Origin of the sequence: Thalassospira sp. (genome assembly GCF_002709775.1) — a bacterium.
Taxonomy (GTDB): domain Bacteria; phylum Pseudomonadota; class Alphaproteobacteria; order Rhodospirillales; family Thalassospiraceae; genus Thalassospira.
In genome coordinates, this window is sequence record NZ_PAQR01000025.1 from 1 (window position 1) to 25003 (window position 25003).

The 25003-nt window shown below is 55.3% G+C and carries 26 protein-coding genes and 1 pseudogene; 12 read left to right on the forward strand and 15 right to left on the reverse strand.

Features of this window, described 5'->3' with window-relative positions:
- Nucleotides 1–757: 757 nt before the first annotated feature.
- A complete protein-coding gene (locus CMO10_RS10050; protein WP_235285171.1) occupies nt 758–2050 on the forward strand; it encodes a M23 family metallopeptidase in 1293 nt (430 codons plus the stop codon).
- A gap of 183 nt (nt 2051–2233) precedes the next feature.
- On the opposite strand, the gene CMO10_RS10055 is transcribed toward CMO10_RS10050, so the two are convergent.
- Together CMO10_RS10055 and cyaY are read right to left on the reverse strand one after the other, a co-directional pair.
- On the reverse strand, nt 2234–4030 hold the full coding sequence (locus CMO10_RS10055; protein WP_297021448.1) for an ABC transporter transmembrane domain-containing protein: 1797 nt from the start codon (nt 4028–4030) through the stop codon (nt 2234–2236).
- Between the two features lie 46 nt (nt 4031–4076).
- Entirely contained in the window at nt 4077–4409 is a 333-nt protein-coding gene (gene cyaY / locus CMO10_RS10060) for an iron donor protein CyaY (protein WP_044830315.1), read from the reverse strand.
- A 273-nt stretch (nt 4410–4682) separates the two neighbouring features.
- Here cyaY and rpmE point away from each other — a divergent pair, with 273 nt between their 5' ends.
- Together rpmE and CMO10_RS10070 are read left to right on the forward strand one after the other, a co-directional pair.
- Nucleotides 4683–4907 carry a 50S ribosomal protein L31 gene (gene rpmE, locus CMO10_RS10065; RefSeq protein WP_008891651.1) on the forward strand — a complete coding sequence of 75 codons (225 nt, stop codon included), beginning with the start codon at nt 4683–4685 and terminating at the stop codon, nt 4905–4907.
- Nucleotides 4908–5162: 255 nt separating this feature from the next.
- The gene (locus CMO10_RS10070) at nt 5163–7004 is read left to right on the forward strand and encodes an adenylate/guanylate cyclase domain-containing protein (RefSeq protein ID WP_297021452.1); all 1842 of its coding nucleotides are present in this window, start codon (nt 5163–5165) and stop codon (nt 7002–7004) included.
- Between the two features lie 110 nt (nt 7005–7114).
- Here CMO10_RS10070 and CMO10_RS10075 read toward each other — a convergent pair whose 3' ends face one another.
- Complete coding sequence (locus CMO10_RS10075; protein ID WP_297021455.1) at nt 7115–7561, reverse strand: DUF1465 family protein; 447 nt, start codon at nt 7559–7561, stop codon at nt 7115–7117.
- Between the two features lie 491 nt (nt 7562–8052).
- Nucleotides 8053–8247, reverse strand: a complete 195-nt coding sequence (locus tag CMO10_RS10080) for a DUF1192 domain-containing protein (RefSeq protein ID WP_297021458.1) — start codon at nt 8245–8247, stop codon at nt 8053–8055.
- A gap of 89 nt (nt 8248–8336) precedes the next feature.
- On the opposite strand from CMO10_RS10080, the gene CMO10_RS10085 reads away from it, so the two are divergent.
- The 3 genes from CMO10_RS10085 to CMO10_RS10095 all read left to right on the forward strand — a co-directional run bounded on the left by CMO10_RS10085 (nt 8337) and on the right by CMO10_RS10095 (nt 11300).
- Nucleotides 8337–9344, forward strand: coding sequence for an NAD(P)H-quinone oxidoreductase (locus tag CMO10_RS10085; protein ID WP_297021460.1), 1008 nt, complete (start codon nt 8337–8339; stop codon nt 9342–9344).
- 300 nt (nt 9345–9644) lie between these two features.
- Nucleotides 9645–10325, forward strand: coding sequence for a DUF1013 domain-containing protein (locus CMO10_RS10090; protein WP_044830319.1), 681 nt, complete (start codon nt 9645–9647; stop codon nt 10323–10325).
- A 165-nt stretch (nt 10326–10490) separates the two neighbouring features.
- Nucleotides 10491–11300 carry a DeoR/GlpR family DNA-binding transcription regulator gene (locus CMO10_RS10095; protein ID WP_044828171.1) on the forward strand — a complete coding sequence of 270 codons (810 nt, stop codon included), beginning with the start codon at nt 10491–10493 and terminating at the stop codon, nt 11298–11300.
- Nucleotides 11301–11305: 5 nt separating this feature from the next.
- Here the strand turns inward: CMO10_RS10095 and CMO10_RS10100 are convergent, their stop codons facing one another.
- On the reverse strand, nt 11306–12016 hold the full coding sequence (locus tag CMO10_RS10100) for a LysR family transcriptional regulator substrate-binding protein (protein ID WP_472910359.1): 711 nt from the start codon (nt 12014–12016) through the stop codon (nt 11306–11308).
- A 12-nt stretch (nt 12017–12028) separates the two neighbouring features.
- A pseudogene (locus CMO10_RS19820) lies at nt 12029–12208 on the reverse strand (helix-turn-helix domain-containing protein); the annotation flags it as partial.
- A 99-nt stretch (nt 12209–12307) separates the two neighbouring features.
- Between CMO10_RS19820 and CMO10_RS10105 the strand changes: the two are divergent.
- Complete coding sequence (locus tag CMO10_RS10105; RefSeq protein ID WP_297021467.1) at nt 12308–12880, forward strand: GNAT family N-acetyltransferase; 573 nt, start codon at nt 12308–12310, stop codon at nt 12878–12880.
- Between the two features lie 101 nt (nt 12881–12981).
- Here the strand turns inward: CMO10_RS10105 and CMO10_RS10110 are convergent, their stop codons facing one another.
- A complete protein-coding gene (locus CMO10_RS10110) occupies nt 12982–14877 on the reverse strand; it encodes a propionyl-CoA synthetase (RefSeq protein ID WP_297021470.1) in 1896 nt (631 codons plus the stop codon).
- 399 nt (nt 14878–15276) lie between these two features.
- Nucleotides 15277–15441, reverse strand: a complete 165-nt coding sequence (locus CMO10_RS10115) for a YdcH family protein (protein WP_081944367.1) — start codon at nt 15439–15441, stop codon at nt 15277–15279.
- Nucleotides 15442–15556: 115 nt separating this feature from the next.
- On the opposite strand from CMO10_RS10115, the gene CMO10_RS10120 reads away from it, so the two are divergent.
- Nucleotides 15557–16174: a UbiX family flavin prenyltransferase gene (locus CMO10_RS10120; protein WP_297021472.1), complete on the forward strand. Its 618-nt coding sequence runs from the start codon at nt 15557–15559 to the stop codon at nt 16172–16174.
- Between the two features lie 25 nt (nt 16175–16199).
- Here the strand turns inward: CMO10_RS10120 and CMO10_RS10125 are convergent, their stop codons facing one another.
- Together CMO10_RS10125 and CMO10_RS10130 are read right to left on the reverse strand one after the other, a co-directional pair.
- On the reverse strand, nt 16200–16664 hold the full coding sequence (locus tag CMO10_RS10125; RefSeq protein WP_297021474.1) for a TIGR02444 family protein: 465 nt from the start codon (nt 16662–16664) through the stop codon (nt 16200–16202).
- A gap of 28 nt (nt 16665–16692) precedes the next feature.
- The gene (locus CMO10_RS10130; protein WP_297021477.1) at nt 16693–17799 is read right to left on the reverse strand and encodes an ATP-dependent 6-phosphofructokinase; all 1107 of its coding nucleotides are present in this window, start codon (nt 17797–17799) and stop codon (nt 16693–16695) included.
- A 120-nt stretch (nt 17800–17919) separates the two neighbouring features.
- Here CMO10_RS10130 and CMO10_RS10135 point away from each other — a divergent pair, with 120 nt between their 5' ends.
- Nucleotides 17920–18126: a YdcH family protein gene (locus CMO10_RS10135; protein WP_044828164.1), complete on the forward strand. Its 207-nt coding sequence runs from the start codon at nt 17920–17922 to the stop codon at nt 18124–18126.
- A gap of 113 nt (nt 18127–18239) precedes the next feature.
- Here CMO10_RS10135 and CMO10_RS10140 read toward each other — a convergent pair whose 3' ends face one another.
- Nucleotides 18240–19076 carry a GGDEF domain-containing protein gene (locus CMO10_RS10140; RefSeq protein ID WP_297021481.1) on the reverse strand — a complete coding sequence of 279 codons (837 nt, stop codon included), beginning with the start codon at nt 19074–19076 and terminating at the stop codon, nt 18240–18242.
- Nucleotides 19077–19338: 262 nt separating this feature from the next.
- Between CMO10_RS10140 and purE the strand changes: the two genes are divergently transcribed.
- From purE to CMO10_RS10155, 3 genes are all read left to right on the forward strand, one after another.
- Complete coding sequence (gene purE / locus CMO10_RS10145; protein ID WP_008891667.1) at nt 19339–19839, forward strand: 5-(carboxyamino)imidazole ribonucleotide mutase; 501 nt, start codon at nt 19339–19341, stop codon at nt 19837–19839.
- Between the two features lie 117 nt (nt 19840–19956).
- On the forward strand, nt 19957–21045 hold the full coding sequence (locus CMO10_RS10150; RefSeq protein WP_297021601.1) for a 5-(carboxyamino)imidazole ribonucleotide synthase: 1089 nt from the start codon (nt 19957–19959) through the stop codon (nt 21043–21045).
- Between the two features lie 179 nt (nt 21046–21224).
- The gene (locus CMO10_RS10155; RefSeq protein WP_297021483.1) at nt 21225–21905 is read left to right on the forward strand and encodes a thermonuclease family protein; all 681 of its coding nucleotides are present in this window, start codon (nt 21225–21227) and stop codon (nt 21903–21905) included.
- Nucleotides 21906–22017: 112 nt separating this feature from the next.
- On the opposite strand, the gene CMO10_RS10160 is transcribed toward CMO10_RS10155, so the two are convergent.
- From CMO10_RS10160 to CMO10_RS10175, 4 genes are read right to left on the reverse strand one after another with little or no spacing between them, the layout of a single operon-like run.
- Complete coding sequence (locus tag CMO10_RS10160; protein WP_297021487.1) at nt 22018–22713, reverse strand: COQ9 family protein; 696 nt, start codon at nt 22711–22713, stop codon at nt 22018–22020.
- Entirely contained in the window at nt 22714–23298 is a 585-nt protein-coding gene (gene def / locus CMO10_RS10165) for a peptide deformylase (RefSeq protein ID WP_297021489.1), read from the reverse strand. It lies immediately after the preceding gene.
- Nucleotides 23299–23336: 38 nt separating this feature from the next.
- A complete protein-coding gene (locus tag CMO10_RS10170) occupies nt 23337–24569 on the reverse strand; it encodes an HlyD family secretion protein (RefSeq protein ID WP_297021492.1) in 1233 nt (410 codons plus the stop codon).
- Nucleotides 24562–24966, reverse strand: coding sequence for a hypothetical protein (locus tag CMO10_RS10175; protein WP_297021494.1), 405 nt, complete (start codon nt 24964–24966; stop codon nt 24562–24564). The genes CMO10_RS10170 and CMO10_RS10175 overlap by 8 nt, the downstream gene beginning before the upstream one ends.
- Nucleotides 24967–25003 lie beyond the last annotated feature (37 nt).

Genomic DNA, 25003 nt, shown 5'->3' on the forward strand with positions numbered 1-25003 from the left:
AAATCGATCGGTCGTCTCCAGGATGCACAGACTGTAGCGCCATAACGCTGCCCGCGCATCCCTTCCTTCTGATCTACAATGTCAAAGAACTCAAAGGCCGAAGCCCCGAACCGCCAAGTCCGCGTCGCCGTTTCGTTTGGCGCCGCACCCCGTCGGTGGAGGCGGGTTATAGGCCCCACTCCCAAAACTGTCAAACCCTTTTTCGGAAAAAAATGCCGAAAAAATACAATTTTGTGAAAACAGGCCAAACAGGCAGGAACCGGGGTTATTTTGCCCTCATCCCGTGGTTGATAAACCAGAGACAAACATGGATCACGCTATTCGGCATCAGCCACTCATGGGCTTTCCAACACAGACATGAAGGATGCCGAACTTGCCCCTGTCTGGAAGCGCGCTTTAAGCACGCCCGAAACACTACATATATATGTGTCGTTTCAAGTTGGTATTTTGGCCCCCGAAACGCCTGTTTCGTGACCCGAATTACAAACAGCTTTCGACTGCCTTGATCTTGCCATTCTGCGATGCCACATGATCGCCGCCCATCAAAGCAAAGGCGGCAGGATTCCCTCAACGGTTCGTAAAGGAAATCGCGCCATTATGTCGTGATGGGTTCCACTTTTGCCCGCAGCAATTCGCATTTCACATCGCCAAATCTTTTATGTATAAGGTTTGAGGCGATGTTGCCGGAAAGAGCAACAGCTCGGGTGAACTGATTATTGTCTTTTAGGGGAGTTCTACGGCAATGGCCGGAAGAGACTTGGTTTCTATTGCAAGCGTGATGGTGATTCTGGGGGGAACAACCGGGTATCTGTTATCCGATCATTATTCCAACGCCTCGGATACGGCCCTGTCCGCCAGTGCAGCTGAGAGCCTCCATCTGGATGGTGACACCCCTGTCACCGAAACCGCCAGTATCCCCGATCTTGAGCCGCGCCGCGAAACGGTTGTCCTTGAACAGGGCTCCAACCTGATGGCGACACTGACCGCCACCGGCCTTGAGCGCACATCAGCCTATAACGCCATTGAAGCGCTGCGCGATGTTTTCAATCCGCGCAAACTGCGTGCCGGTCAGGAATTTGACCTTGTATATGCCGCAGACGCACAAGACGATATCGAACTTCTCGATCAGATGAGCTTCCAGCCCGATCCCGAGACCATTGTTTCGGTATCACGCACAGATGATGGCTATCAGGCATCCTCGGACAAGATCGAACTGACCCCGGCACGCAATGTGGCGTCCGGCACGATTGAACAGAGCCTGTTTTTGGCGGCTGAACGCAATGGCGTTCCGATCCCTGTTCTGATGGACCTGATCGAGCTTTATTCCTATGAGGTCGACTTCCAGCGCGACATCCAGCCGGGCGACAGTTTCGAGATCATGTATCAGGAACTTCAGAACGATGCCGGCGAGCGCGTTCGTTTCGGTGATGTCCTTTATGCCAGCATGACGCTAAGCGGTCATGAAGTCCGGCTTTATTCCTATACCGACAGCAATGGCGAGACCGACTTCTATAATCAGAAGGGTGAGTCTTATCGCCGTGCGCTGATGCGGACCCCGATCAATGGTGCACGCCTGTCATCGGGTTATGGCAAACGCAAACACCCGATCCTTGGTTACACCAAGATGCATAAGGGGATCGACTTTGCTGCCCCGACGGGCACACCGATCTTTGCCGCGGGTAACGGCACGATTGCCAAGATCGGTCGCAATGGCGGGTATGGCAATTACATCCTGATCCGTCACAACGATTCCTATGACACCGCATATGCCCACATGAACGGCTTTGCCAAAGGCCTACGTCAGGGTTCGCGCGTCAAGCAGGGTGACGTTATCGGCTATGTCGGCACCACGGGCCGTTCAACCGGCCCGCATCTGCATTACGAGATCCTGAAAAACAACGCCCAGGTCAACCCGATCCGCGTCAAGATGCCAAGCGGCAAGACGCTTAAGGGTGATGAGCTTGATCGTTTCCTTGCCGATTCTGATGTGCTGCGCAAACAATATGCCGAACTGTCGATCGGCAACCGCAAGATCGCCAGCGCCGAGTAAGGCACAGATCAAACACCAATGAAGAACCCGCCCTTGTGGCGGGTTTTTTGTTGCCTTGAGGGAATGGAATCGACGACAGCGGCCAGCAAGGAACAATCCTACTTCGCACGTTCAGCGACAAAGCAGATCAGACCTCCCCCACATGGGTGGCAGGAATACTAGAGAGAAGCGTGTTTGCTTTGATTAGGCAGCGTCGCGGTCAAACTGCAGCTTGGCCAGACGACCATATAGCGGGGAGCTTTCGAGCAGTTCCTGATGGGTGCCGACAGCGACCAGCTTGCCATCATCAATCACGGCAATACGGTCGGCATGAAGAACCGTCGCCAGACGATGGGCAATCACCAGCGTCGTACGTTCTTTCATGATGGTTTCGAGTGCCTTTTGAACAACCTGTTCGCTTTCGGCATCAAGGGCACTGGTGGCTTCATCAAGAAGCAGGATGGTCGGGTTGCGCAGGATGGCGCGCGCAATGGCAATGCGCTGACGCTGACCACCGGAAAGGCGAACCCCCTTTTCACCCAGGAAGGTATTAAACCCGTCTGGCAGGCGATCAAGAAATTCACTGGCATGGGCGGCATCGGCAGCGGCGCGGACTTCATCATCGCTCGCACCCGGGCGGCCATAACGAATATTGTCCCAGGCATTGGCAGCAAAGATCACCGGATCCTGTGCAACCAGACCAATGCGTTCACGAACGACCACCGGATCGGCGGTTTTGATATCAACACCGTCAACACGGATCACGCCACTTGCCGGATCATAGAAGCGCAGCAGTAGCTGGAAGACCGTGGTCTTGCCAGCACCCGACGGACCAACAAGGGCCACCGTCTCGCCCGGCTTGACCGACAGGTTGAGGCCTTCGAGGGCAGAGCGATCCGGGCGTGCCGGGTAATGGAAGGTGACGTCTTCGAAACTGACATGGCCCTGATGGGGCACAGGCATCGGTGCCGGATTTTCCGGCGCCTTGATTTCGGGCTCGGTTGAAAGCAGAGCGACAAGGCGTTCGGCGGCACCGGCTGCGCGTTGCAGATCGCCGATAACCTCACTGATGGCACCAACCGATCCGGCCACGACAACCGCATAGAAGACAAAGGCAGAAAGCTCGCCGGCCGAGATCGTGCCATTAAGCACATCATGGCCGCCGATCCACAGGATGGTGCCGACCGCCCCAAACACCATGACAATGACAATAGCGGTCAGAAGTGCACGCGCCGAAATACGGGCGACGGCGGTTCTGAACGCACCCTCGACGTGGCCGCTGAAGCGATTGCTTTCGATTTCTTCGTGGGTATAGGCCTGAACCGTGCGAAGCGCATTCAGCGTTTCTTCGGAAAAAGCACTGACATCGGCAACCCGGTCCTGGGATTCGCGTGACAGTCGACGCACACGGCGGCCATAGCCAACAATCGGGATCACCACCAACGGCACGACCAGCAAGACAAGGGCTGTGAGTTTGGGGCTAGTGATGGCAAGCATCGACAGACCGCCGACAAACATCAGGGCATTGCGCAGCGCAATCGAGACACTGGAGCCAATGACTGCCTGCAGAAGCGTGGTATCGGTTGTCAGGCGCGAAAGCACTTCACCGGTTCGGGTGACTTCGAAAAAGGCCGAGTCCAGTCGGATGATATGGCGATAGACCGCGGACCGGATATCGGCGACCACGCGTTCGCCGATCCAGGAAACGAGGAAGAAACGCATATAACTTGCGCCTGCCAGAAGCAGTGTGACCGCAAACAGCACAAACAGTGCGCGATCAAGCAGCGCGCCATCACCTTCGGCAAAGCCTTCATCGACCAGCATGCGCAGGCCATTGCCAAGGGCCAGCACCGTTCCCGATGCCGTGACCAGAGCAATCAACGCGCCGATCAGCTGCAAACGATATTTCGTGACAAACGGCACGATCGCACGGAGCGACGAGAGGTTCCGGCTGGTTTCACGATCAGAGAGTTTTGCAGAAGAAGTCGGTGTACGCGCCAAGGCACTTTATCCCGTATGCAGTGGGAACCACGCAGCCAATCAGAGATCAGCCAAGATCAAGTTTGTTTCCGGTTTTGACCGCAAGATCAGTCGCAAGCTGATCATTTAGCGTGGTCGAACCACGGGTCGAGGTCCAGGTTTCGTTGTCTTCATCAAAGTCATAGTGGCTTGCGCCGCTGACTGGCGAAGACAGCCAGACCTGACGGTTCGGGCCATGCTTGTTAATGATGAATTGTTCGCCCGAATCGAGTTCGATGGTCAGGATTCCGGACTGCAGATCGACTTCAAGGTCATCGCCCAGTGCATCATCAATAACATCAGACAGCGTTTCGATGGTTTCGTCTGCAATCTGATGGAAGCGGGTTTCCTCAAGGGCCACAGTCTTGTTCTCCGTCTGTCATCGGGGTCAAACGCCCCGGCAAGGCGACAATCAATTGTTGGCGCACCATACTATATAAAGAGGCCTGTGCAAGTATGCATAAGCACGGGTGCGAGAAAAGCTTGAAACATGGGGCAAGCGCTGCTAAACGACCGCCAGATCGCTACTGCACTCCCCTCATTTGGCGTTAATCGGATAATTACCGGTTACAGGGGTTGCGCGAGCCGATTTTTTACACTATACACCGCGCTTCAAATTCCGGAGTGATAGGCGATGAAAAAAGATATCCATCCCGATTACCATGAGATCACCGTTCAGATGACTGACGGCAGCACCTTCACCACGCAGTCGACCTGGGGCAATCCGGGCGACGTGTTGAAGCTCGACATCGATCCGAAAAGCCACCCGGCTTGGACTGGTGTTCACCGTCTTCTGGACAGCGGCGGGCAGCTTGCTAAGTTCAAAAAGCGCTTCGCTGGTTTCAATATCGGCAACTAAGCAAAGAACACGCTTCTGTGTTCTGTGGGATCAGCGCCCGTCGCATCTTCTTGATGCCGCGGGCGTTTTTCTTTGTCTAAACCATTAATCTGCATAGCTGGTGGCGGTAAAAAACTATAGTTAGAACAACTATTAGCTGCTACCCAGCATATCTGATGGTGATTTCGGCATTTTTTTGCCATAATCCCCTTCGTTAGGATAAGGCGGCTTGGCTTTGCTGCCCTGTTCTGCTTGCAAGCATCACCAGGCTCTTAGATGAATCAAGTGACGGCACGTAACCAGGTTAGCTATGAGGTCTATGTTAAAGACCGCTCAGGCCGGTGGCAGATCCACGGCCACTTTACTGGTGCGCAAAAAAAGCAGGCAGAAGAAGAAGCCAAACAGATCGAGCGTGCCAACCACGTTACGGGCGTGAAGGTCATTCGCGAGGTTTATAACAACGCAACCAACAGCTCTGACGAGTATGTCATTTACGAAACGCGCGGTCAGGGCAAGCTTGAGAACACCAATCCAAAAGCACAGCCAAAGCGGTCATCGCAGGCCAAGGCGCAAGCTCAGACTCAACGCCCGGGCCCGGCACCGGCACCGATGATGCCACGGGCCGATGCATCCGATGACAAGCCGAGTGAAGCTTCCCCGGCAACCATCAAAAAGCCAGCAGCGCGGTCATCCGGATCGGTTGCAGAAAGCCAGACGCTTGTCGGACTTGGCCTTAAGATGGCTATGGCGTTTTGTGTGGCGATTGCGATTGGTCTTGCAACCATGTTGGTGACGGCCAAGGGTCTTGAATTCCTGCCGGACATGGGTGTGAAGATCAGTCAGAGCTTCTATGACAAGATCAACTTCCTGTCCTTTACCGTTGGCTTTTTGGCGAGCGTCGTCCCGATGCTGATGGCGCTGACCAAAAAGTTCAAAGGCCGTGCGCGGAAATCATCCGCCTCATCCGCCAGCCCGGCAAGGGGCAGAGGCACCCGTTCGGGCCGAGGCACCGCACCCGGACAAAGTGCCGGTTCCGATGCCCGGCGCAAGTCGGCAGCCGAAATGGCCGCAGAAATGGCGCGCGAGGAAAGTGGCGAAGCCGCTGACGACGTGCCCGAAGAACAGGACATCACTGAAGAAGCACCGGAGGCAAAGGCCCCAGAGCCGATCGACGACACCCCAGAAAAGCCGATGGTCGAGACACGGGAAATGCGTGCGACCCGCGAGCAGATGCGCGACTTCATCACCGGATCGATCCAGGCCATTCAGCGAAGCGTGCCGTCGCTTGATGCCTATCACAAGTTTGGCGTTAACCTTTATGTTGCTGGCGCCTGTGATGCGTGCAGCGAAAAACATGCCCTTGATCAAAAAGACGGGCGCATGATCCTGCGCGATTGCATTTCGGCGCTGGGTGCGAACAAAAGCATGGCCGATACATTCTGCAAGAATGTTGACGACTATATCCTCGAGCCGAAATACAAGGATATGTACGGTGCCGGTCGCCAGTCGATGGACGACTATATCAAGAACGAGAAAAGCATCACGACCTCGGTATCGAAGGCCATTGCCGACTGGAGCGACAAACCCGCTGGCGGCCCACAAGGGGCTGCCGGCAAGAAGCTTCATGCACTTATGTTTACCGATATCGTCAATTCCACCGCCAAGACGCAGGAATTGGGCGATCACGGCGCGCAACAGATGGTCCATATCCATAACCAGATCGTGCGCACCGCGCTGATCAATAATTATGGCAAGGAAGTCAAACATATGGGCGACGGCATCATGGCTGTGTTCCCGTCTTCTGCAAGCTCGGTCGAGGCTGCCATTGAAATCCAGAAGAACATGGCTTCCCACAATGCCAGTCAGGACCTGAAATTCCAGATCCGTATCGGCATCAATGCCGGCGAAGCGATTGCCGAGGAAAACGACCTGTTTGGCAGCGTGGTACAGCTTGCCGCACGCGTCTGTGCACAGGCGGGCGGTGATGAAACGCTGGTATCGGATAACGTCAAGAATACCTATAGCGGCAGCCGGGCGACCTTTGTCTCCCAAGGCACCCGCCAGATGAAGGGCTTCTCCGAGCCGATTGAGGTCTTCCAGGTTCAGGCACGGACCTGATCCTTCGCCCACACTTCTGTCTCCATCCATAGCAAGACGACAAACGCAAGCGACGCGTGGGCGTGGTTCCGTCATTAATGGATTTGATGTGAGGGAAAGACGGTTAGAGCTTAGCCGTTGCAGCGAGCGGCGACCTGAAGCTCCATGCGGGCAGTACGCATATAAAGCGAGTGCGCGCGACCCATCAGATCAAGAAGACCGGGCGAGATAAATCCGCATTCTTCGTGCTGGTTGATGGTGCAAACCCGAAGATCGACCATCAGGTCATCGATATCGACCGCCTCGTCCCAGGGAATTTCGCCCTCTTCCACCGCGCGCACGGCAAGCAGCCACGCCATTGCACGGATCAATCGCGTGGTCATGCGCATCTCTTCGACGCATTGTGCAACGGCTTCGCGGTTTCCCCGTTTTCTGCTTTGCCCCCGATGCGCAGAGAGGTAATTGCGCGCCTCGACCAACAGGGTAAAGGCTTCATCGTAGGTCCGCGAAAAATGAACAACCGAGAAATTGCTTTGATACGACGCCGCCTTTGACGTCGGTGGATGCTCGTGAGTCATCCTCAATATATTGGGAAGGTGATGGACCGCTTCAAGGCAGGGAAATGCCCAAATAGAAAGACCGCCCACTTTCGGGGCGGTCTCACCTCAACCTGCTAAACTTGCCGGACTTTTTTGGTTTTGTTTTTTATTGTGTGCGAACTTTAGCCAGCGCTTCACAGGCGGTCAAGGCTATTCATGGCACAAATGTGACAATACGTATTAACCCGTACCCTTTTGCGGATTTATCCATATTCACGCGCGCGAGGTGACCGCAGTTCAATAGCATTAAGCCATTGAATATAAATCAGAAAGAAAAAGAACCGCCCTAAAAAGGGCGGCTCAGTTTAACAGGGAGGCATCGAAACATCACGTTCGACAAGGGGGCCATCAGATGACCCTCTATTCCACATATAAGGCGGCAAGTTTAATTTTCAATTAACCGCAGGTTTAAAAAAACCATCCTCACGCATAGTATTCAGAAAACTGCTGCGAGATGGCGCCACCGCACCCTAGCTTTTGAAAAGTGCCTCGGCCCCTGCCGCCGCACCCTTACGGTGCGAGAGCGCCTCATCCACATGTTTAATTTCGCGTTCCAGTGCGGCGCGATAGTCTTTCAGGCTATCGACAGACATGCCTTCCAGATTACGCGGCAGACCAAATTCACCACCTTTGAAGATTGCGACATCTTCTTCGTCCACGGTCATCCTCCATTGTTTCCGACCCGGTCACGGTCATTGAATCTCTTACTGATCCTAGATAGGTATAAAACGCAGTTTTCGCCAATGAGGTCCCTATGTCCATTTCAGAATTTCCCGAAAATATGAAAGCCATCGAGATCATCAAGGACGGTGACAAGCCTGCTCTTGTGCTTGGCGAGGTCGCGGTGCCGGACTATGGCGCTGATGATGTGCTGGTTCGGGTGGCAGCAAGCGGGGTCAACCGACCGGACCTTATGCAGGTTGCGGGCATGTATCCGCCCCCGCCCGGTGCATCGGACATTCCGGGGCTGGAGCTTTCGGGCGAGGTTGTCGCGCTTGGCGCCAATGTCACTCGCTGGAAAATCGGCGACAAGGTTTGCGCACTGGTCACAGGTGGCGGCTATGCCCAATATGCGGCCGTTCCGGCAGTACAATGCCTGCCGGTGCCAAGCGGCATGTCCATGACCGCCGCAGCCGGCGTTCCGGAGACCTTTTTCACGGTCTGGCATAACATTTTTGACAAGGCCAAGCTTAAGGCGGGCGAGACGTTTCTGGTTCATGGCGGGACGTCTGGGATCGGCACGACTGCCATTCAACTTGCCAAGGCATTTGGTGCCAGGGTGATTGCGACGGCTGGCAGCGATGAGAAATGCCAAGCCTGCCGTGATCTCGGCGCAGATATTGCGATTAACTACAAGACGCAGGATTTCGTCGAAGAGGTCAAATCTGCGACCGATGGCAAGGGTGCTGACGTCATTCTTGATATGGTTGCAGGCGATTATGTCAGCCGGAATTTCAAGGCGGCCGCCTTTGAGGCCCGCATCCTGATCATCGCTTTCCTGCGCGGGCCAAAGGCCGAAACCAACTTTACGCCGCTGTTGCTGAAACGTCTGACGCTGATGGGCTCAACATTGCGCGCACAGCCCGTCGCCAACAAGGCGGCGATTGCCGATGCCTTGCGCGAGAAGGTCTGGCCGCTTCTGGAATCCGGCAAAGTCGCACCTGTGATCTATAAGACCGTCGCGCTTGAACAGGCATCAGAGGCGCACGCCATATTGAAGGGTGGCGCGCACATCGGAAAAGTGATACTGGAAGTCGACTGATCGCGTATGGATGAAGGTCTGATATCTTTTATCTGACCAATCCATGGCAACATGCGTATGATTGCGGCTCGAAAAGAAATATTCTTTTCAGAACACCGCAACAGATTGTTGCATTTACCCGCACATTGATCGAAAAGAACGCAATGGCGGGTCCGATGATGCGCAGCAACCCTTGTGGTTGACCTTGCTGCATTGTCGGACCACCAAAAGAGATTATATTCTGGGGCATACATTCCCGCGCTTTTTGGGCCTTATACCCATCGCCGGTCTCCAGAGAGAAAGAAGGAAACAGGAGGAAATATGGCACAGCCCCTCATGCCCAAAGCAACCGCTGTATGGCTTATCGACAATACCGGCTTGTCGTTCCGGCAGATCGCGTCTTTCACCGAACTGCACGAACTTGAAATTCAGGCCATCGCAGACGGCGACGTCGGCCAGGGTATCGTTGGCCTTGATCCGGTCGCCAATGGTCAGCTGACCAAAGAAGAAATTGAACGCTGCGAAAAAGATCCGCGCGAGCTGCTTAAAATGGCGAAATCCGATCTGCCGCGCCCGCGCGCGCAGTCCAAAGGTGCCCGTTACACCCCGGTTTCCAAGCGCCAGGATCGCCCGAATGCGATTGCATGGCTGCTTAAGCACCACCCGGAACTTTCCGATGCACAGGTTTGCAAGCTGATTGGCACCACCAAGGACACCATCGGCAAAATCCGTGATCGTTCGCACTGGAACTCGGCAAACCTTGCACCGCGCAACCCGGTGACCATGGGTCTTTGCACCGAGCTTGACCTTGAGAAACAGGTCGTGATCGCGCGTTCGAAAAACCCGGAAAAGATTGCCAAGGACGTCGAACCGGATCCGCTGCCGGAAGAGCTGCAGATCAATCCGGAACCGGATTATCCGGGCAAGAAAAAAGACGAGAAGAAAGACGAACCGAAAACTTCCGATTACATGGAAGCGGCCGAAAACCTCTTCAAATCCTGACCTATTCCAGAGGCCGCCCACCGGGCGGCCTTTTTCATTGGGCTGGCGAACAGAAACCCGTAAGGTTTGTTTCACACGATTGCAGTCAAACGGTAACGCAACCGACACGGATGGCTCATACCATTCGCCAGCTTTTCAAATGAACAACACCGAAGACACGTTTCCATGCAAAAACGCCCAACCGAACGCCAGGCCGGTATTGTCGAACTTGTCCGTGCAGATGGCTTTCGCACCATCGAACAGCTTGCCGAACGCTTTGATGTAACGCCGCAAACCATCCGGCGCGACGTCAATGCGCTGTGTGATGAGGGGCTGCTGCGCCGCCGACATGGGGGTGTTGAACCGGCACTCGAGCATGAAAACATCGCCTATCGGGCGCGCAAGGTGCTTAACGTCAATGACAAGCGCAAGATCGCAGCTTTGGTTGCGCGTGAAATCCCCAATGGCGCATCCCTGTTCTTTTCCATCGGCACCACGCCAGAGCTTGTCGCCAACGCCCTGTTGCAGCATCGCGATTTGCGGATTTTCACCAACAACCTCAATGTCGCCTATGTCGCCGCCACCAATGACAGCTTTGAGGTCACCCTGATTGGTGGACGGCTGCGCAATCGTGACCGCGATGTTCTGGGTCCGGAGGTCGAGGCGTTCTTTAACAGCTACAAGGTTGATTACGGCATTTTCGGTGTTGGCGGCATTGATCCGGATGGAAGTCTTCTTGATTTCGATGAACAGGAAGTCCGCGCCCGATCCGCAATCCTGAAAAATGCGCGCAAATCCTATCTGGTGGCCGATCACACCAAGTTTGGCCGCAATGCGGTTGTGCGTGGCGGGTCTATCCGTGATGTCAGCGCGTTCTTTACCGATTGCCCACCACCCGACCATATCGCCGAAATGATCACCAACGCTGGTGTTGCCCTTTACGCCCCGGAACCGGGTGCCGATTTTCCGACCTTCTTCATTTCTGACGAAGACTGACCAGCTTAGTGCCCGGTCTTACGGCTTTCTGCAGCTGCCTTCAGGCTGTTGCAGACAGCCTTTAGTCCCGGCGTCAGGGTTTTGTCACGACGCATGACAATGGCAAGCTCGCGCGCTAGTGGCGGTGACAGCGGGCGGGTTTTGATGGGGAACTGGGTGCGATCCGGCCTTGCGCCCATTTCGGGCAGGATCGTCGCGCCGATCCCTGCCCCGACAAGCTCCCTGATGGCTTCGACACTGCCCAGTTCCATGACAGATCGCCCGTTAACACCGAATTTGCGCAGCCATTCATCAACCAGTGTCCGGGTCAGTCCGCCGCGCTCATAAAGCACCAGTGGCATGGCCTCCAGATCGATGGGGCGGATGACATCACCAACATCAGCATCCGCGTGAAAGATCGCAACAAACGGATCGGTCATGATCGGCGTTACTGACAGGCTTCGCCCGGTGCACGGCATGGTAACGAGCCCGACATCCAGCTTGTTGTCTTCGATCGCGCGCACGATATCGCTGGCATTGCCTGTGCGAACCATGATTTCAAGCTTCGGGAAGCTGCGTTGAAGCTTTTCCAGGATTGCTGGTAGGAAATATATACAGGCCGTTGCCCCGGTTCCAATCCGCACACGTCCGGTCGTGCCACTTGAAAAGCCGGCAACTGCATCCTCTGCCGCGCGGACGGATGCATCAATGTCGCTGATACGGGCAAGAAGCGCCAATCCGGCCGGGGTGGCTTCGGCACGTTTACCAACGCGCTCGATCAGTTTCACACCCATTCTGGTTTCAAGCTGGCGAACTTGCTGGCTGATAGCCGGTTGACTGAGATTAAGCTTGTCAGCTGCTGCGGAAAAGCTACCCAGTGCGACAACATCTGCAAAGGCATGAAGCTGATCAAGGTTAAGCGCACGCATATAAAACTTTTCCTTATGCTGTGCATAATTTATCAAAACTTATCTTATGCCGTGTTTGCGCATATTGTCAGCTCAAACATCATCATGCCGGATAAAGTCATGCCCCTGAATACCGCCACCAAAGACGTTCCAACGCGACACTCAACCGACATCACCATCCGCGATGCCGTGATTGAAGACATTCCGGCCATCACCGCGATCTATCGCCACCATGTGCTGCATGGTACGGCTTCGTTTGAGGAAGAGGCTCCTGACGCGACTGAGATCGGCAATCGCTTTCGCGCCATTCGCGATAAGGGCATGCCCTATCTTGTTGGCATCCGCGATGATGAGATCGTCGGATACTGCTATGCCAGCACCTATCGCCCGCGCACGGCCTATCGCCATACGGTCGAAAATTCGATCTATGTTGCCCCGGATTGCGTCGGTCAGGGCGTTGGCAGCTTGTTGATGGTCGCCCTGATCGAACGCTGCGAAGCTGGCCCCTGGCGTCAGATGGTGGCTGCCATCGGCGATAGTGCCAACAAGGCCTCGATCACCCTGCATCAGCGCCATGGCTTTGAAATGATCGGGACCTTCAAGAAGGTCGGTTACAAGTTTGATCGCTGGCTTGATTCAGTTCTGATGCAGCGCCCGCTTGGCGAAGACAGCCCCGTCATCCCGAAATCCTGACTGCACATAGAAAAAACACCCGCTTTTGAAAGCAAAAGCGGGTGCAAGGCTGCTCCGTTAACAGGGGAGCGGGAGTGTGCATCTGTGATGGATGGTTTTATCTATTTGGCATAACCGATCTCTTTGAGGACTTCGGCGATTTCGGGAAGGATCGCCGGATCATCGATCGTTGCCGGGGTGTTGTAACTTTCGCCATCAGCGATGGAACGCATGGTCTTGCGCAGGATCTTGCCCGATCGGGTCTTGGGCAGACGTTCAACCACGGTAGCCTTTTTAAAGGCGGCTACCGGGCCGATCTGATCACGGACCATGGCAACAATTTCGGCCAGGATCGCATCATGCGGGCGGGTCACACCGGATTTCAGAACGATGAAGCCAAGCGGCAATTGCCCCTTAAGATCATCATGCACACCAATCACCGCACATTCGGCAACGTCGGGATGACCTGACAGCACTTCTTCCATCCCACCTGTCGACAGGCGATGGCCCGCAACGTTGATGATGTCGTCCGTGCGCGACATGACATAGATATAACCATCTTCATCGATGAAGCCGGCATCGCCTGTGGCGTAATATCCCGGGAATTCTTCAAGGTAGGATGACTTGAAGCGATCGTCATTCTGCCAAAGGGTCGGAAGGGTTCCCGGTGGCAGCGGCAGTTTGGCCGCAAGCGCACCGATTTGACCGCGTTCAAGCGGTTTTCCTGCCTCGTCCAGAACCTGCACATCCCAACCGCAGGCTGCAACCGTCGGCGAGCCGTATTTGATCGGCAGCAATTCAATGCCGCGCGGGTTGGCACAGATCGACCAGCCGGTTTCGGTCTGCCACCAGTGATCAATCACCGGCACGCCGAGGCTGTTTTCAGCCCACTGCAGGGTGTCGGGGTCCGAACGTTCACCGGCAAGGTAAAGCGCCTTGAGGCTGCTGAGGTCATAATTTGCCATGTGGGCGGCCTTCGGATCATCGCGCTTGATCGCGCGGAATGCCGTTGGCGCGGTAAAAAGGACCTTGACCTTGTGCTGGGAAATCACCCGCCAGAAGGCACCGGCATCAGGCGTTCCTACCGGCTTGCCTTCAAACATCACCGTGGTACAGCCAGCCAGAAGCGGTGCATAAACGATATAGGAATGGCCAACCACCCAACCAACGTCGGACGCTGCCCAGTAAACGTCGCCGGCCTCGACATCATAGATGTTCTTCATCGACCAATTAAGCGCGACCATATGGCCACCATTGTCACGGACAACGCCCTTGGGCTGGCCGGTGGTGCCAGACGTGTAAAGGACGTAAAGCGGATCGGTGGCTTCAACCGGCACACAATCAGACGGTGCCGCCTTGGCGCATTCGACTTCCCAGTCGTAATCGCGACCATCGATCAACAGCGCGTCGCTTTGCGGGCGCTGGAACAGGATGACGCTTTCGGGTTTGTGTTCTGCCATGGCGATGGCTTTATCAAGCAGCGGCTTGTATTCGATCACGCGCGATCCTTCGATGCCGCAGCTTGCGGTCAGGATCAGCTTTGGTTTGGCATCATTGATGCGGGTTGCCAGTTCGTTGGACGCAAAACCACCAAACACCACAGAATGGATCGCACCAATACGCGCGCACGCCAGCATCGCCATCGCGGCCTGCGGGATCATCGGCATATAGATAATCACACGATCACCCTTGGTCACGCCACGCGCATGCAGCGCACCGGCAAGGCGGGCAACATCATCGCGCAGATGGGAATAGGTGAATGTCTGAACGGTGTTTGTGACCGGGCTGTCATAGATCAGGGCGGGCTGATCACCACGGCCGTCTTCGATATGACGATCAAGCGCGTTATAGCAGGTATTGACCTTGCCACCGGTGAACCAGCGATAAAATGGCGCGTTGCTGTCATCAAGAACGCGATCCCACTTCTTGTACCAGGAAATGTTTTCAGCAGCTTCTGCCCAAAAGCCTTCCTTGTCGGCGATCGAACGTTCGTAAATTTCCTGATAGCGACCGGTCATTGGTGAAAAACCCTCCCGCGGCGTTGGTCTGGATGCATCCATAACCGGAAGCATCCGTAGCGTTATGCTCGTAAATCGGCATCATAATACCGATTTAATTCACACATACCCCTTAGACATTGGTAGAGCCTCGTAATCCCTTATTTTCTGCGGATTACAATTACTCAAAACACTGACATAACTGATCCCCCAAGGCCCGGGATTCGTATGTCTTTGCGGTGATGTGATTAATGTGGGGAGTTGCCCGAAGTTTTGAAGTGCAGACATAAAGTTGCCGCCTCAAGCGTGGGCGATAAGATGAGGCGGCAAAAGCAAGAGTTAGGAAATCTATGAGGTCGTCAAACCGTTCACGTGGGAGATCGCGTGTTCTTGCTCACGCGTTTGGCCACGCCCGAACGGCTAATGGGTTATTCGGTTTATCTCGTCCTTGATTTCAAGCTTGCGACGTTTAATGTCTGCGACAACGGAATCGTCGGGCGCCGGGCGGCGCGTCTCGAGGTGGAGTTCCTGCTCAAGCGCAGCATGTTTGGCAGTAAGAGCTTCGATATGGCTTTGAACGCTCATTCGCCTACTCCTTATATCTGACATTGCCCACAGGAAGATGGTATTAATTTCGTAACATGATTTCCAGTGTTTCGATCAGGAACGTGAACAGGAACACAGTGTCGCAAGGAACGCTATGACGCAAAAAGATCGACTTATCATTGGCATAACCGGCGCGTCCGGGGTGATTTACGGCATACGTTTTTTACAGCTGCTGAAAAATGCGCCAACCGAGACTCATCTGGTCCTTTCGAAAGCAGCCGAGCGCACCATCGCCTATGAAACCGATTTTAAAATCCGCGAAATCAAGGAGATGGCTGACGTTATCCATGACAATGCCGACATCGGTGCCCCGATTGCATCGGGGTCCTTCCGTGCATGCGGCATGATCATCGCCCCCTGCTCCATGAAGTCTCTGGCCGAGGTAGCAAGCGGAGTCGCAGATAATCTGATTGCGCGTTCGGCTGATGTGATGCTGAAAGAACGTCGGCGTCTGGTGCTGATGGCACGTGAAACGCCGCTTCATGCCGGCCATATTCGCAACATGGCGCAGGCGACCGAAAACGGCGCAATCATTGCCCCGCCGGTCCCGGCATTCTATGCCCGGCCAAAATCACTTGAAGAAATGGTGACGCAAAGCTGTGCGCGGGTTCTGGATCTGTTTGACATCGATCTGCCCGAAACGGCGCGTTGGGGTGATCCCGAAGCCAGCAACCAGATCCCGGTCACCGGAAAACCGAAAAACCGCGACTAGGCCCCGGGCTGGGGATATCAAAACGCTAGGCGATCCCCATCAAGCGGGTGAGTTCGCCAAGCGCTTTGTCACATGCGCTCTGATCAAGCTCGAACCGGTTGGGTGACAGATAGGCGTGCACGGCGGCAATCGGGTCATCAATCGGTACCGTTTGCACCGCTTCGCACAGAATGTGCTGCTCGATCCGTTCGGCCTGTAATTCTTCTGCTTTGACCTTTTGGCGCAGGTCCTGCGCGCTGGCACGTGGGTCATTGCGCAAATGGCGCCGAGTATGGCGGAGCGGCTTGATGACGTTTTCGCGCCAATCGCGAACAGATGCCTCGAGCGAGGAAATGCTCATCGGCGCCAGCCCCTTTTGCCCGAGAAAGAACATGAAAAGCAGCATGTTCACATCAAGGTCACAGCGATCCTGAAGATCGAGACACAGCTTGGCCACGCCGTCGCGACCATACATCGCGACCGTAAAGGCCCAGACTTCTTCCTGATCCATTCCCAACCTGCTTGTTTATTATTGGATATCAGACTGTTTTGGCCGTTCTGGCAACTTTTGGTGGATGCCCAAGATAGGCACCAAGCCCCTTGGCAGTCGAGACCATCGTGCCCGCAGTATCAACAAGGCGAGGTCCGACAATGACATCTTCCATCGCCACATCCACGACCTTGCGCTGCTGCCAGGCGCACACGCGATCAAATTTCTTTTCGGCAATCAGATCCACCGCATGCACACCAAAGGCGGATGCAATCACACGGTCACGCGGCGATGGTGTGCCGCCACGCTGCACATGGCCCAATACCGTCACACGGGTTTCCCAACCGGTCCGTTCGCCTAGTTCATCGGCCAACCAATGACCAATACCGCCATAACGGACCTTCTGGCCGTCATTCCCCTGTGTGACCGCCGATCCGTCATCGCGCTTGACGGCCTCGGCCACGATGACCAAGGCATGGTTGCGGCCGCTCTTGCGGATATTGAGGCAATGCTGGGTCAGCTCATCAAGGTCATAATCCATTTCCGGGATCAGGATCACATCCGCCCCACCGGCCACCCCGGCAAACAGCGCGATATGGCCCGCATCACGCCCCATGACCTCAAGGATCATGATCCGGTCGTGTGATGCTGCTGTTAGCTGCAAGCGATCCAGCGCGTCGGTCGCGACATTTACGGCCGTGGTAAAGCCTATGGAATATTCGGTTTCGGCAAGGTCGTTATCGACCGTCTTTGGGATACCGACCAGATTGATCCCGCCCATCTTGGCCAGACGATGCAGGATGGCCATGCTGCCATCCCCGCCAATCCCGATCAGGGCATCCAGACCAAGCTTGTGATAGCCTTCGATAACTTCGCTGGATCGGTCGGCAAAACTGCCACCCGGCATCGGGTAATGGAACGGGTCTCCCTTGTTGACGGTGCCCAGAATCGTCCCGCCAAGGCGCAGCATCCCGTCATTATTGACCTGATCATTAAGGTCAATCGCCTGGGGCGGATCCTGCATCAGGCCGTGCGTGCCCTGACGGATACCGACCACGTCCCAGCCATAGCCCAGAACAGCACGACGAACGACCGCAAGAATAACCGCATTCAGTCCGGCGCAATCCCCGCCACTGGTCAAAACTCCGATCCGCATTTGCTTCCTTCCCAATCGTGCCAAATTTGTTTTACAGGGTGGTACAAATCATATGGGTTGCCAACATGATATCTGGTATTATCAACATCCCCTCGCATTGGATATTAAGCTGGATCAAAAATGGACGAAATCAATCAGATCGAGATTGAAAAGAGACTTATGTCGCTCCGCGAGGAACACCGCGATCTGGATGTCGCCATCGAACAAATGGTTCAGGCCCCCCATCATGATCAGCTGCGTCTGGGCCGCATGAAAAAGCGTAAATTGGCGCTGAAGGACGAGATTCTTTATATCGAGTCGCAGCTCGTACCCGACATTATCGCCTGATTTCTGATCGGCTTATCGCCAAACACGCCTTCCCAAATCACTCTCATAGCAACACGGACCGCGCCAAAAGGTGCAGCCTGATCCATGATTGTATCATTTGGATGGGATGTGCGTCAGATTCCGTGGGGAATGCGGGCCAGTTGGGCCTGATACATTTCCTTGTGCGCACGAAGTGCTGCGTCCGCTGCATTCAGGGCCGAGGCCGACGTATCGCCGCTTTGCGCATGATGCAGCCCGAATACCGGCACAACCGATATCGGCTGATCATTATGAATAAACGGATGCTGATCAAGCCAGCGGGTCACGGCATCGACACGCTGCCAGACGTCTTCTTCGTCAACATTGTACATCAAGGCCGCGAAATCATTGCAGCCAAGATAGCCAAGATGATGCGGCGACATGATGAAGTCCGCCATGATGCGACGCACATAGTTAAACAGGCCTTCCTTGCAGTCCTGTCCATGACGCTGGAGGATTTCGTCGAGGTTCGCCAGTTCGCACATCAGCAGCATCCGGCTGGTGCGATCCCGCCCTACCAATGACATTTCATTTTCAAGGATCTGCAGAAAGGCCGGGCGACTGATCGCGCCGGTGAACGGATCGCGGCCCTCATTGCGGGCCAGATGCGCCTGACGCTGCTTAAGGTCACTCAGGTTTTCATTCAGCCCGTTGATGCGCACCATCAGGCGACCAATCGCCTGTTCGACGGCGGGTGTGACCTGATTATCCGGGATGCCCAGAACATTGGCCATATCGGGGGTATGGTACGGAGCTTCATCGACACTGTCGGGAACATCGCTGGTATCGATGTCGACTTGATGGTCGCGATTGGGCGCACGACGATGGCCGGCATCCTTGCCATAAGCAAAGATTCCGTGGGGGCTTGGTGGGTATCTTCCGTCCCCGCCCCCCATCGATGGTGTGATTGATCCGGGCCTTGTGACCTTCATGTCTGACCTTCCCGTGCTACCTGCACAGTTATATGAGCTAATGGTAAATAATAGATCAAAAACCCAACCGGTTCATCCCTATTTTATATCCATTACAAGTATAGTTTCATAATACATTGGAATAGCTACAGAATTTCCGGATACCCGCAGGCACATTTCGCAGATTTCCATGATCTGCAATGCATCAAGCAGGCTTGCATGATAGGTCTTGCTGCATATAATGCGGGCCTTCATGAAACCGCCCGAAAACGGAGCCGCCACTATGAGCGATCAAACCCCGGTCATCGGCATTATCATGGGAAGCCAGTCTGACTGGGAAACCATGAAAAATGCAGCAGATGTCCTTGATGCGTTGAACGTCGCGTATGAGACCAAAATCGTCTCCGCCCATCGCACGCCTGATCGCCTGTATGATTATGCCAAGACGGCAAAGTCACGTGGCCTTAAGGTTATCATTGCTGGCGCCGGTGGCGCTGCCCACCTTCCTGGCATGGCTGCGGCCATGACGCCGCTTCCGGTCCTGGGTGTTCCGGTTCAAAGCCGCACACTCAAGGGTCTTGATAGCCTGCTTTCCATCGTCCAGATGCCAGGCGGCGTTCCGGTCGGCACCCTTGCCATCGGTTCGGCCGGTGCAAAGAATGCCGGTCTGATGGCGGCCGAAATCATGGCGCTGATGGATGATGGCCTGGCCGCCCGCCTCGATGACTGGCGCGCAGCCCAGACCGCATCGGTCGCCGACGAGCCGGTTGACCCGGCACCGTGATTTGAAAAGGCGCGCCCGACGGGGCGCGTTTTTGTTTTCACATGACATTAAGACAGTTGTCGCACAGCGGCACAGCGCAATACCTTCCCGTCAGGAAGAGTTTTGATCGAGGATTACATGACGCAGGATTTCGACACGCGCATCATCGCCCCGGGCAGCACCATTGGCATCATGGGCAATGGCCAGCTTGGCCGTATGGCCGCTTTCTGTGCCGCAGAGCTTGGCTATAAGGTTCATGTCTTTGGCCCCGGCGCTGACAGCCCGACCGAACAGGTCTGTGCCAAGGCAACCGTTGCCGACTATAGCGACCTTGATGCGCTGCGTGCCTTTGCCGCGGATGTCGATGTGGTGACGTTTGAATTTGAAAACGTGCCCCATGACAGCGTCAAACTGCTTTCGGACCTTGTGCCGGTCCGTCCGGGCTGGAAATGCCTGCATATCTCGCAAAACCGCCTGCGCGAGAAGACGTTCTGTAATGACCATGGCATCGGCACCGCCCCGTTTGAGGCTGTCCGGTCGCTTGCTGATCTTGAAGCCGCCGTTACCAAACTTGGCCGCCCGTCGGTTCTGAAAACCACCGAAATGGGCTATGACGGCAAGGGGCAGGTCAAGATTGCCGACGATACCGATCTTGCCGAAGCCTGGGCAGAAATGAACGGGGCCGAAGCCATCCTTGAAGGCTTTATCTCGTTCGAGCGCGAGATTTCCGTCATTGTCGCGCGTGGTGTTAAAGGCGATACCGCCTGCTTCTGCCCGGTCGAGAATGTGCATACCAACCACATTCTTGATGTCACCGTTGCCCCGGCCGAAATTGCCGACGACCTTTCGAAAAAGGCCGAAGACATCGCGATCAAGCTGGTCAGTGCCATGGAGTTTGTCGGACTTCTGGCGGTTGAGATGTTTGTCACCACCGATGGTGACATTCTGGTCAATGAAGTTGCCCCGCGTCCGCACAATTCCGGTCACTGGACGATTGATGCCTGCGTCACCAGCCAGTTCGAACAGTTCATCCGTGCTGTTTGCGGCCTGCCGCTGGGCGATCCGGCGCATCATTCCAAGGCCCGCATGAAGAACCTTCTGGGCGATGACATCAATGACTGGCAGGCAATTTTGACCGAGCCGAATGCGAAACTGCATCTTTATGGCAAGGCCGAAGCAAAGCCGGGCCGCAAGATGGGCCATGTGACGTGGGTTCTGCCGAAATAAGGCGATCCCCACCGCCGACCAAATCAGGAATTCGCCCCGGATGCCAAGCGCACCCGGGGCTTTTTCGTTTGTAGTTCATAGCGTTACGCGAAAGATGACCTGGCTGGCATTTTATGCCCAGTCGATTGGCATCCGGTTTGCTGTTGTTAGGGCAGGAAACTCTTTACGGATGACATGTGATGAAAAAGCTTCTGATCATTCTTTCACTGACCCTTGGCCTGATCGCGATTGAAAGCCGCACCAACCCCGCCATGGCGGTTCCGGGTGCTGCCGGCTTCCCCGATGTGATCGAGGGCGACAAGCTTCGCTTTGGCAATATGATTGTCGAACTGTTTGGCATTCGTGCGCCGAAACCCGGCATGATCTGCCGGGCCGGATCGGTTGAATTCCAGTGCGGTGCGGCCGCTGCCCAAGCGCTTGATCGCATCATTGAAAACTACGCTATCAAATGTCAGCAGGTTTCGGACGTGCAGCTGTTCCCGATGCTGACCGAATGCCAGATGGGCCAGAATGACCTTAACCGTCTGATCCTGCGCGCTGGCTGGGCGATGGTTGATATGGTCAGCTGCGACAGCCATCCGAGCTGTGCGACCTATCTGAGTGACCAGAAATTCGCCAAGGATAACAAAAAAGGCATCTGGATGGGCACCCCGCCGTCCGAGCTGGTTGCCCTTGCCGCCAAACCGACCAAGCATGACCTGCAGGATGCAGACGACGCCAACGCGCTTAAAAACATGCTTGATGACGCGCGTGAACCGCAGCCGGTCGAAAACCCGATCAAGATCGATCTGGCGTCCGAGCTTGAAAAAGCCAACGAACCGGATCGCACGCTGCTGAGCTTCCTGACCAATACCTTCTGATACCGCACAGGCAATTTCGAGAGAGTTTCCTTCCCTCAAAACTCAAAACGCCACCGGCATACTGCACGGTGGCGTTTTTGTTTTGATCAGACTGCGACCGCGTTAAGGACGATCAGCCACCAAACTGGCGGCGCATCCGGCCCGGTGTTGGCATGCAGCGTGCGATTTTGGCACCCATCTTAAACGGTGCTGCTGCAACCTGGCCTGCCTTGCCAAGCTTGGCGGTGATTTTCGGAATTTGCAGGACATTGCCAATACGGCGATCCAGAAACGCCCAGCTATCCGCATGGCCTTCGGATGTGTCATCAAGCCAGTAGGCAAGCGTTGATCCATAGACACCAGCCAGCAGCATACGCTTGGTGTACCAGTTATGATCGGTCGAGGTATCACCAGCAGCAACCCACATCTTATCGACCGTGCCATGGGTCAGTTTCAAACCAAGGGCAGCATTCTGCGGCAGGGTCATATAGGCAAGGGCAGCACGCACGGTATCTTTCTGAGCTTCGACCAGATCAAGGCGGGTCTTGACCGCCGCTGCAATACGCTCACGAATTTTAAGGTTCTCAAGGCCCATTTCATCAAGAGCAGCAACCATCTCGCGATCGGTCAACTCGACATAGGTGGTGATGGCCTGACGAATGCCATTGGGCAGCAGTCGATCCACCTCGCCCGGGGCAAGGTCAAGATCGTCCGCGCCAGCCTGCAGCGCCTGTTTGGTCCAGCCATCAAACGGCACATGTTCAAGAGCTGCCTCGACCAGTGCTTCGCGCTGAGCTTGCAAACGGGTCATGCTTTCAGTGACAGACATTCAGGCCTCCTCATCATCAGATCCGGCATCGGTCGAAGCCGATTGCCTAAAGGTAGTCTCGGGCGGGTTTTCGCGCAATTCCTCGTTAAAACCAAGCAACGACATGTCTTCCATACGTTCGGGATACATCACCCCGATCAAATGATCATATTCGTGCTGAACAACGCGCGCGTGGAAGCCACCGGCGGCGTGCTCCACGCTCTCGCCCTTTTCATTTAACCCGCGATAACGGATTTTGTTCCATCTTGGCACCACACCCTGCAGGCCCGGAATGGACAAACACCCTTCCCAGCCATCAACGATGTCATCGCCAATCGGCTCGATTTCCGGGTTGATCAGAACGCTTAAGGGGATTTCGCCATCGTCGGGATCATCGCTTTTGCGAAGGGCCGGCACGTAATAGACCATGATGGCGAGTGACTGAAACACCTGCGGCGCCGCAAGGCCAACGCCCCCGGCATCCTTCATGGTGTCCTTCATATCAGCAATCAGACGCTGAATTTCAGGATCAAGCGGGTCTTCGACCCGGTCCGCAACACGGCGCAGAACCGGGTGGCCCATCCGGGCAATTTTAAGGATCGACATGGCCCTATATCCAACCAAAACCGTCTGGCTGTAAAGCCCTAATGCCCTGAAAAGACCAGTGTCTGGATCGGCCAGATCAAGGCCTGCACACGCAACAGGATGGCATGCACCGCGCCCACGGTCTGCACCATATGTAAAAACAGCCAGCGGCCCGCACCGATGTCCGGGTCTTCAAGCTGATCATGGGTGTTGGTATAGGCATTGGCGATACATTTACTGCCAAGCGGCACATCGGTTATCGATTCCGGATAAAGCGGCACCATCTTGGCCAGGAACGTGCCCGGCTTGGCGCGATCGGTAATATCAAGCAGCTGGTCACTTGGCCGGAATTGGCCGGCGGCAATCACCGGCTGCACTTCTGTCACCACCATCGGGATGATTTCAAACGGAAGGGACGCGCAAGTGACTTCCGTGATCACACCGGGTTTGACGACCTGTGTCGCGATCTGGGCAAAGCCCGCCTGATAGATGGTTTCGCCTTCTTTTTCCGGGATCAGGATGCCAGCCGGACGCAGGATCGGACTGACATAATCCCCGACCTGCAGGGCAAATTGCTGGATCTTGCCCGCAACACCGGCGCGGACCACGGTTTTGGAAAGCTCCGCCTCGGCTGATCTTAGCGCGGCCTGCGCATTGGCAAGCTGAGCCGGCAGAAGGCTTTGAAGCTTGGTTTCAATCACCGTCATGCTGGCAAGGGCCGCATTCAGCCCGCCCTGCCGGGTTGTCAGGGAAACTTCAAGACGCTCGACCTCGCGGCGTGATACCGCATTGGTGCCGCGCGATAAAAGGTCGGATTTGACTTCAAGTTCGTCACGCACCTGATTATAGGCCCCGCGTGCCTGTTCAACATTGCCCTCGGCCACAGCAAGGTCAGCACGGGAAACTTCCATCTGGGCCCGGATTTCGGCAATGCGCTGTTCGGCCATGGCGACCGCTTCACGCTCTACCCGGTTATCAATACGAAACAGCTGATCACCGCCCGCGACGACCTGATCATTCTCGACATAAATCTCGACCACGCGACCGCCCTTTTCCGGCAGGATCGTAACGGTGCGGAAAAACGACGACACATTCATGGTCGATGGATGGAAATAGAAAATCACCGCAATCAGGGTGATGGTCAGGATCGCACAGCCGACAATGCCGTAGCGCAGCTCGTACCAGACGGAAAACAGGGTGATTTCCTTGCCAATCCGCTTGCCCTGACGATACCGGCGGATCAGATAATCGGGCAGGATGGTAAAAATCGAACACAGAAGAAGCTCAAACATCTTTGGAGGCCTCCTGCGTCACCGGTTCCGAATGACTTGGCCCGTCCGAGTCGTCGATTGCGCCCTTCTTGCGCGCCATGGCTTTCACAGACTCTGCGATTGATTGGATCGGGCCATAAAAATCAGGTACTTGAACCACCGCAATCACAAGGGCCGCCAGCCAGAACAGGTTGTTATGGGTAAACAGCGCCAGCAGTGTCAGGATGCTGATTAGCTGGATTTGCGTATGGTTGGCATGATGGGCCATTCGTTCCGGCAGGGCATGCAAGCTAAGGTAAAGCGCGCCTGCCCCGAACACCGCCAGCACCACGAACCAGACAATAACGGTGAATAAGACATCTGATTCGCCTGGGGCAGTAACAAAGAACGGCGCATGTGCAATCGCCGTTTCGCGCAAGCCACCTTCCATTTCCGATCCTCCGAGCTGTTTGCAT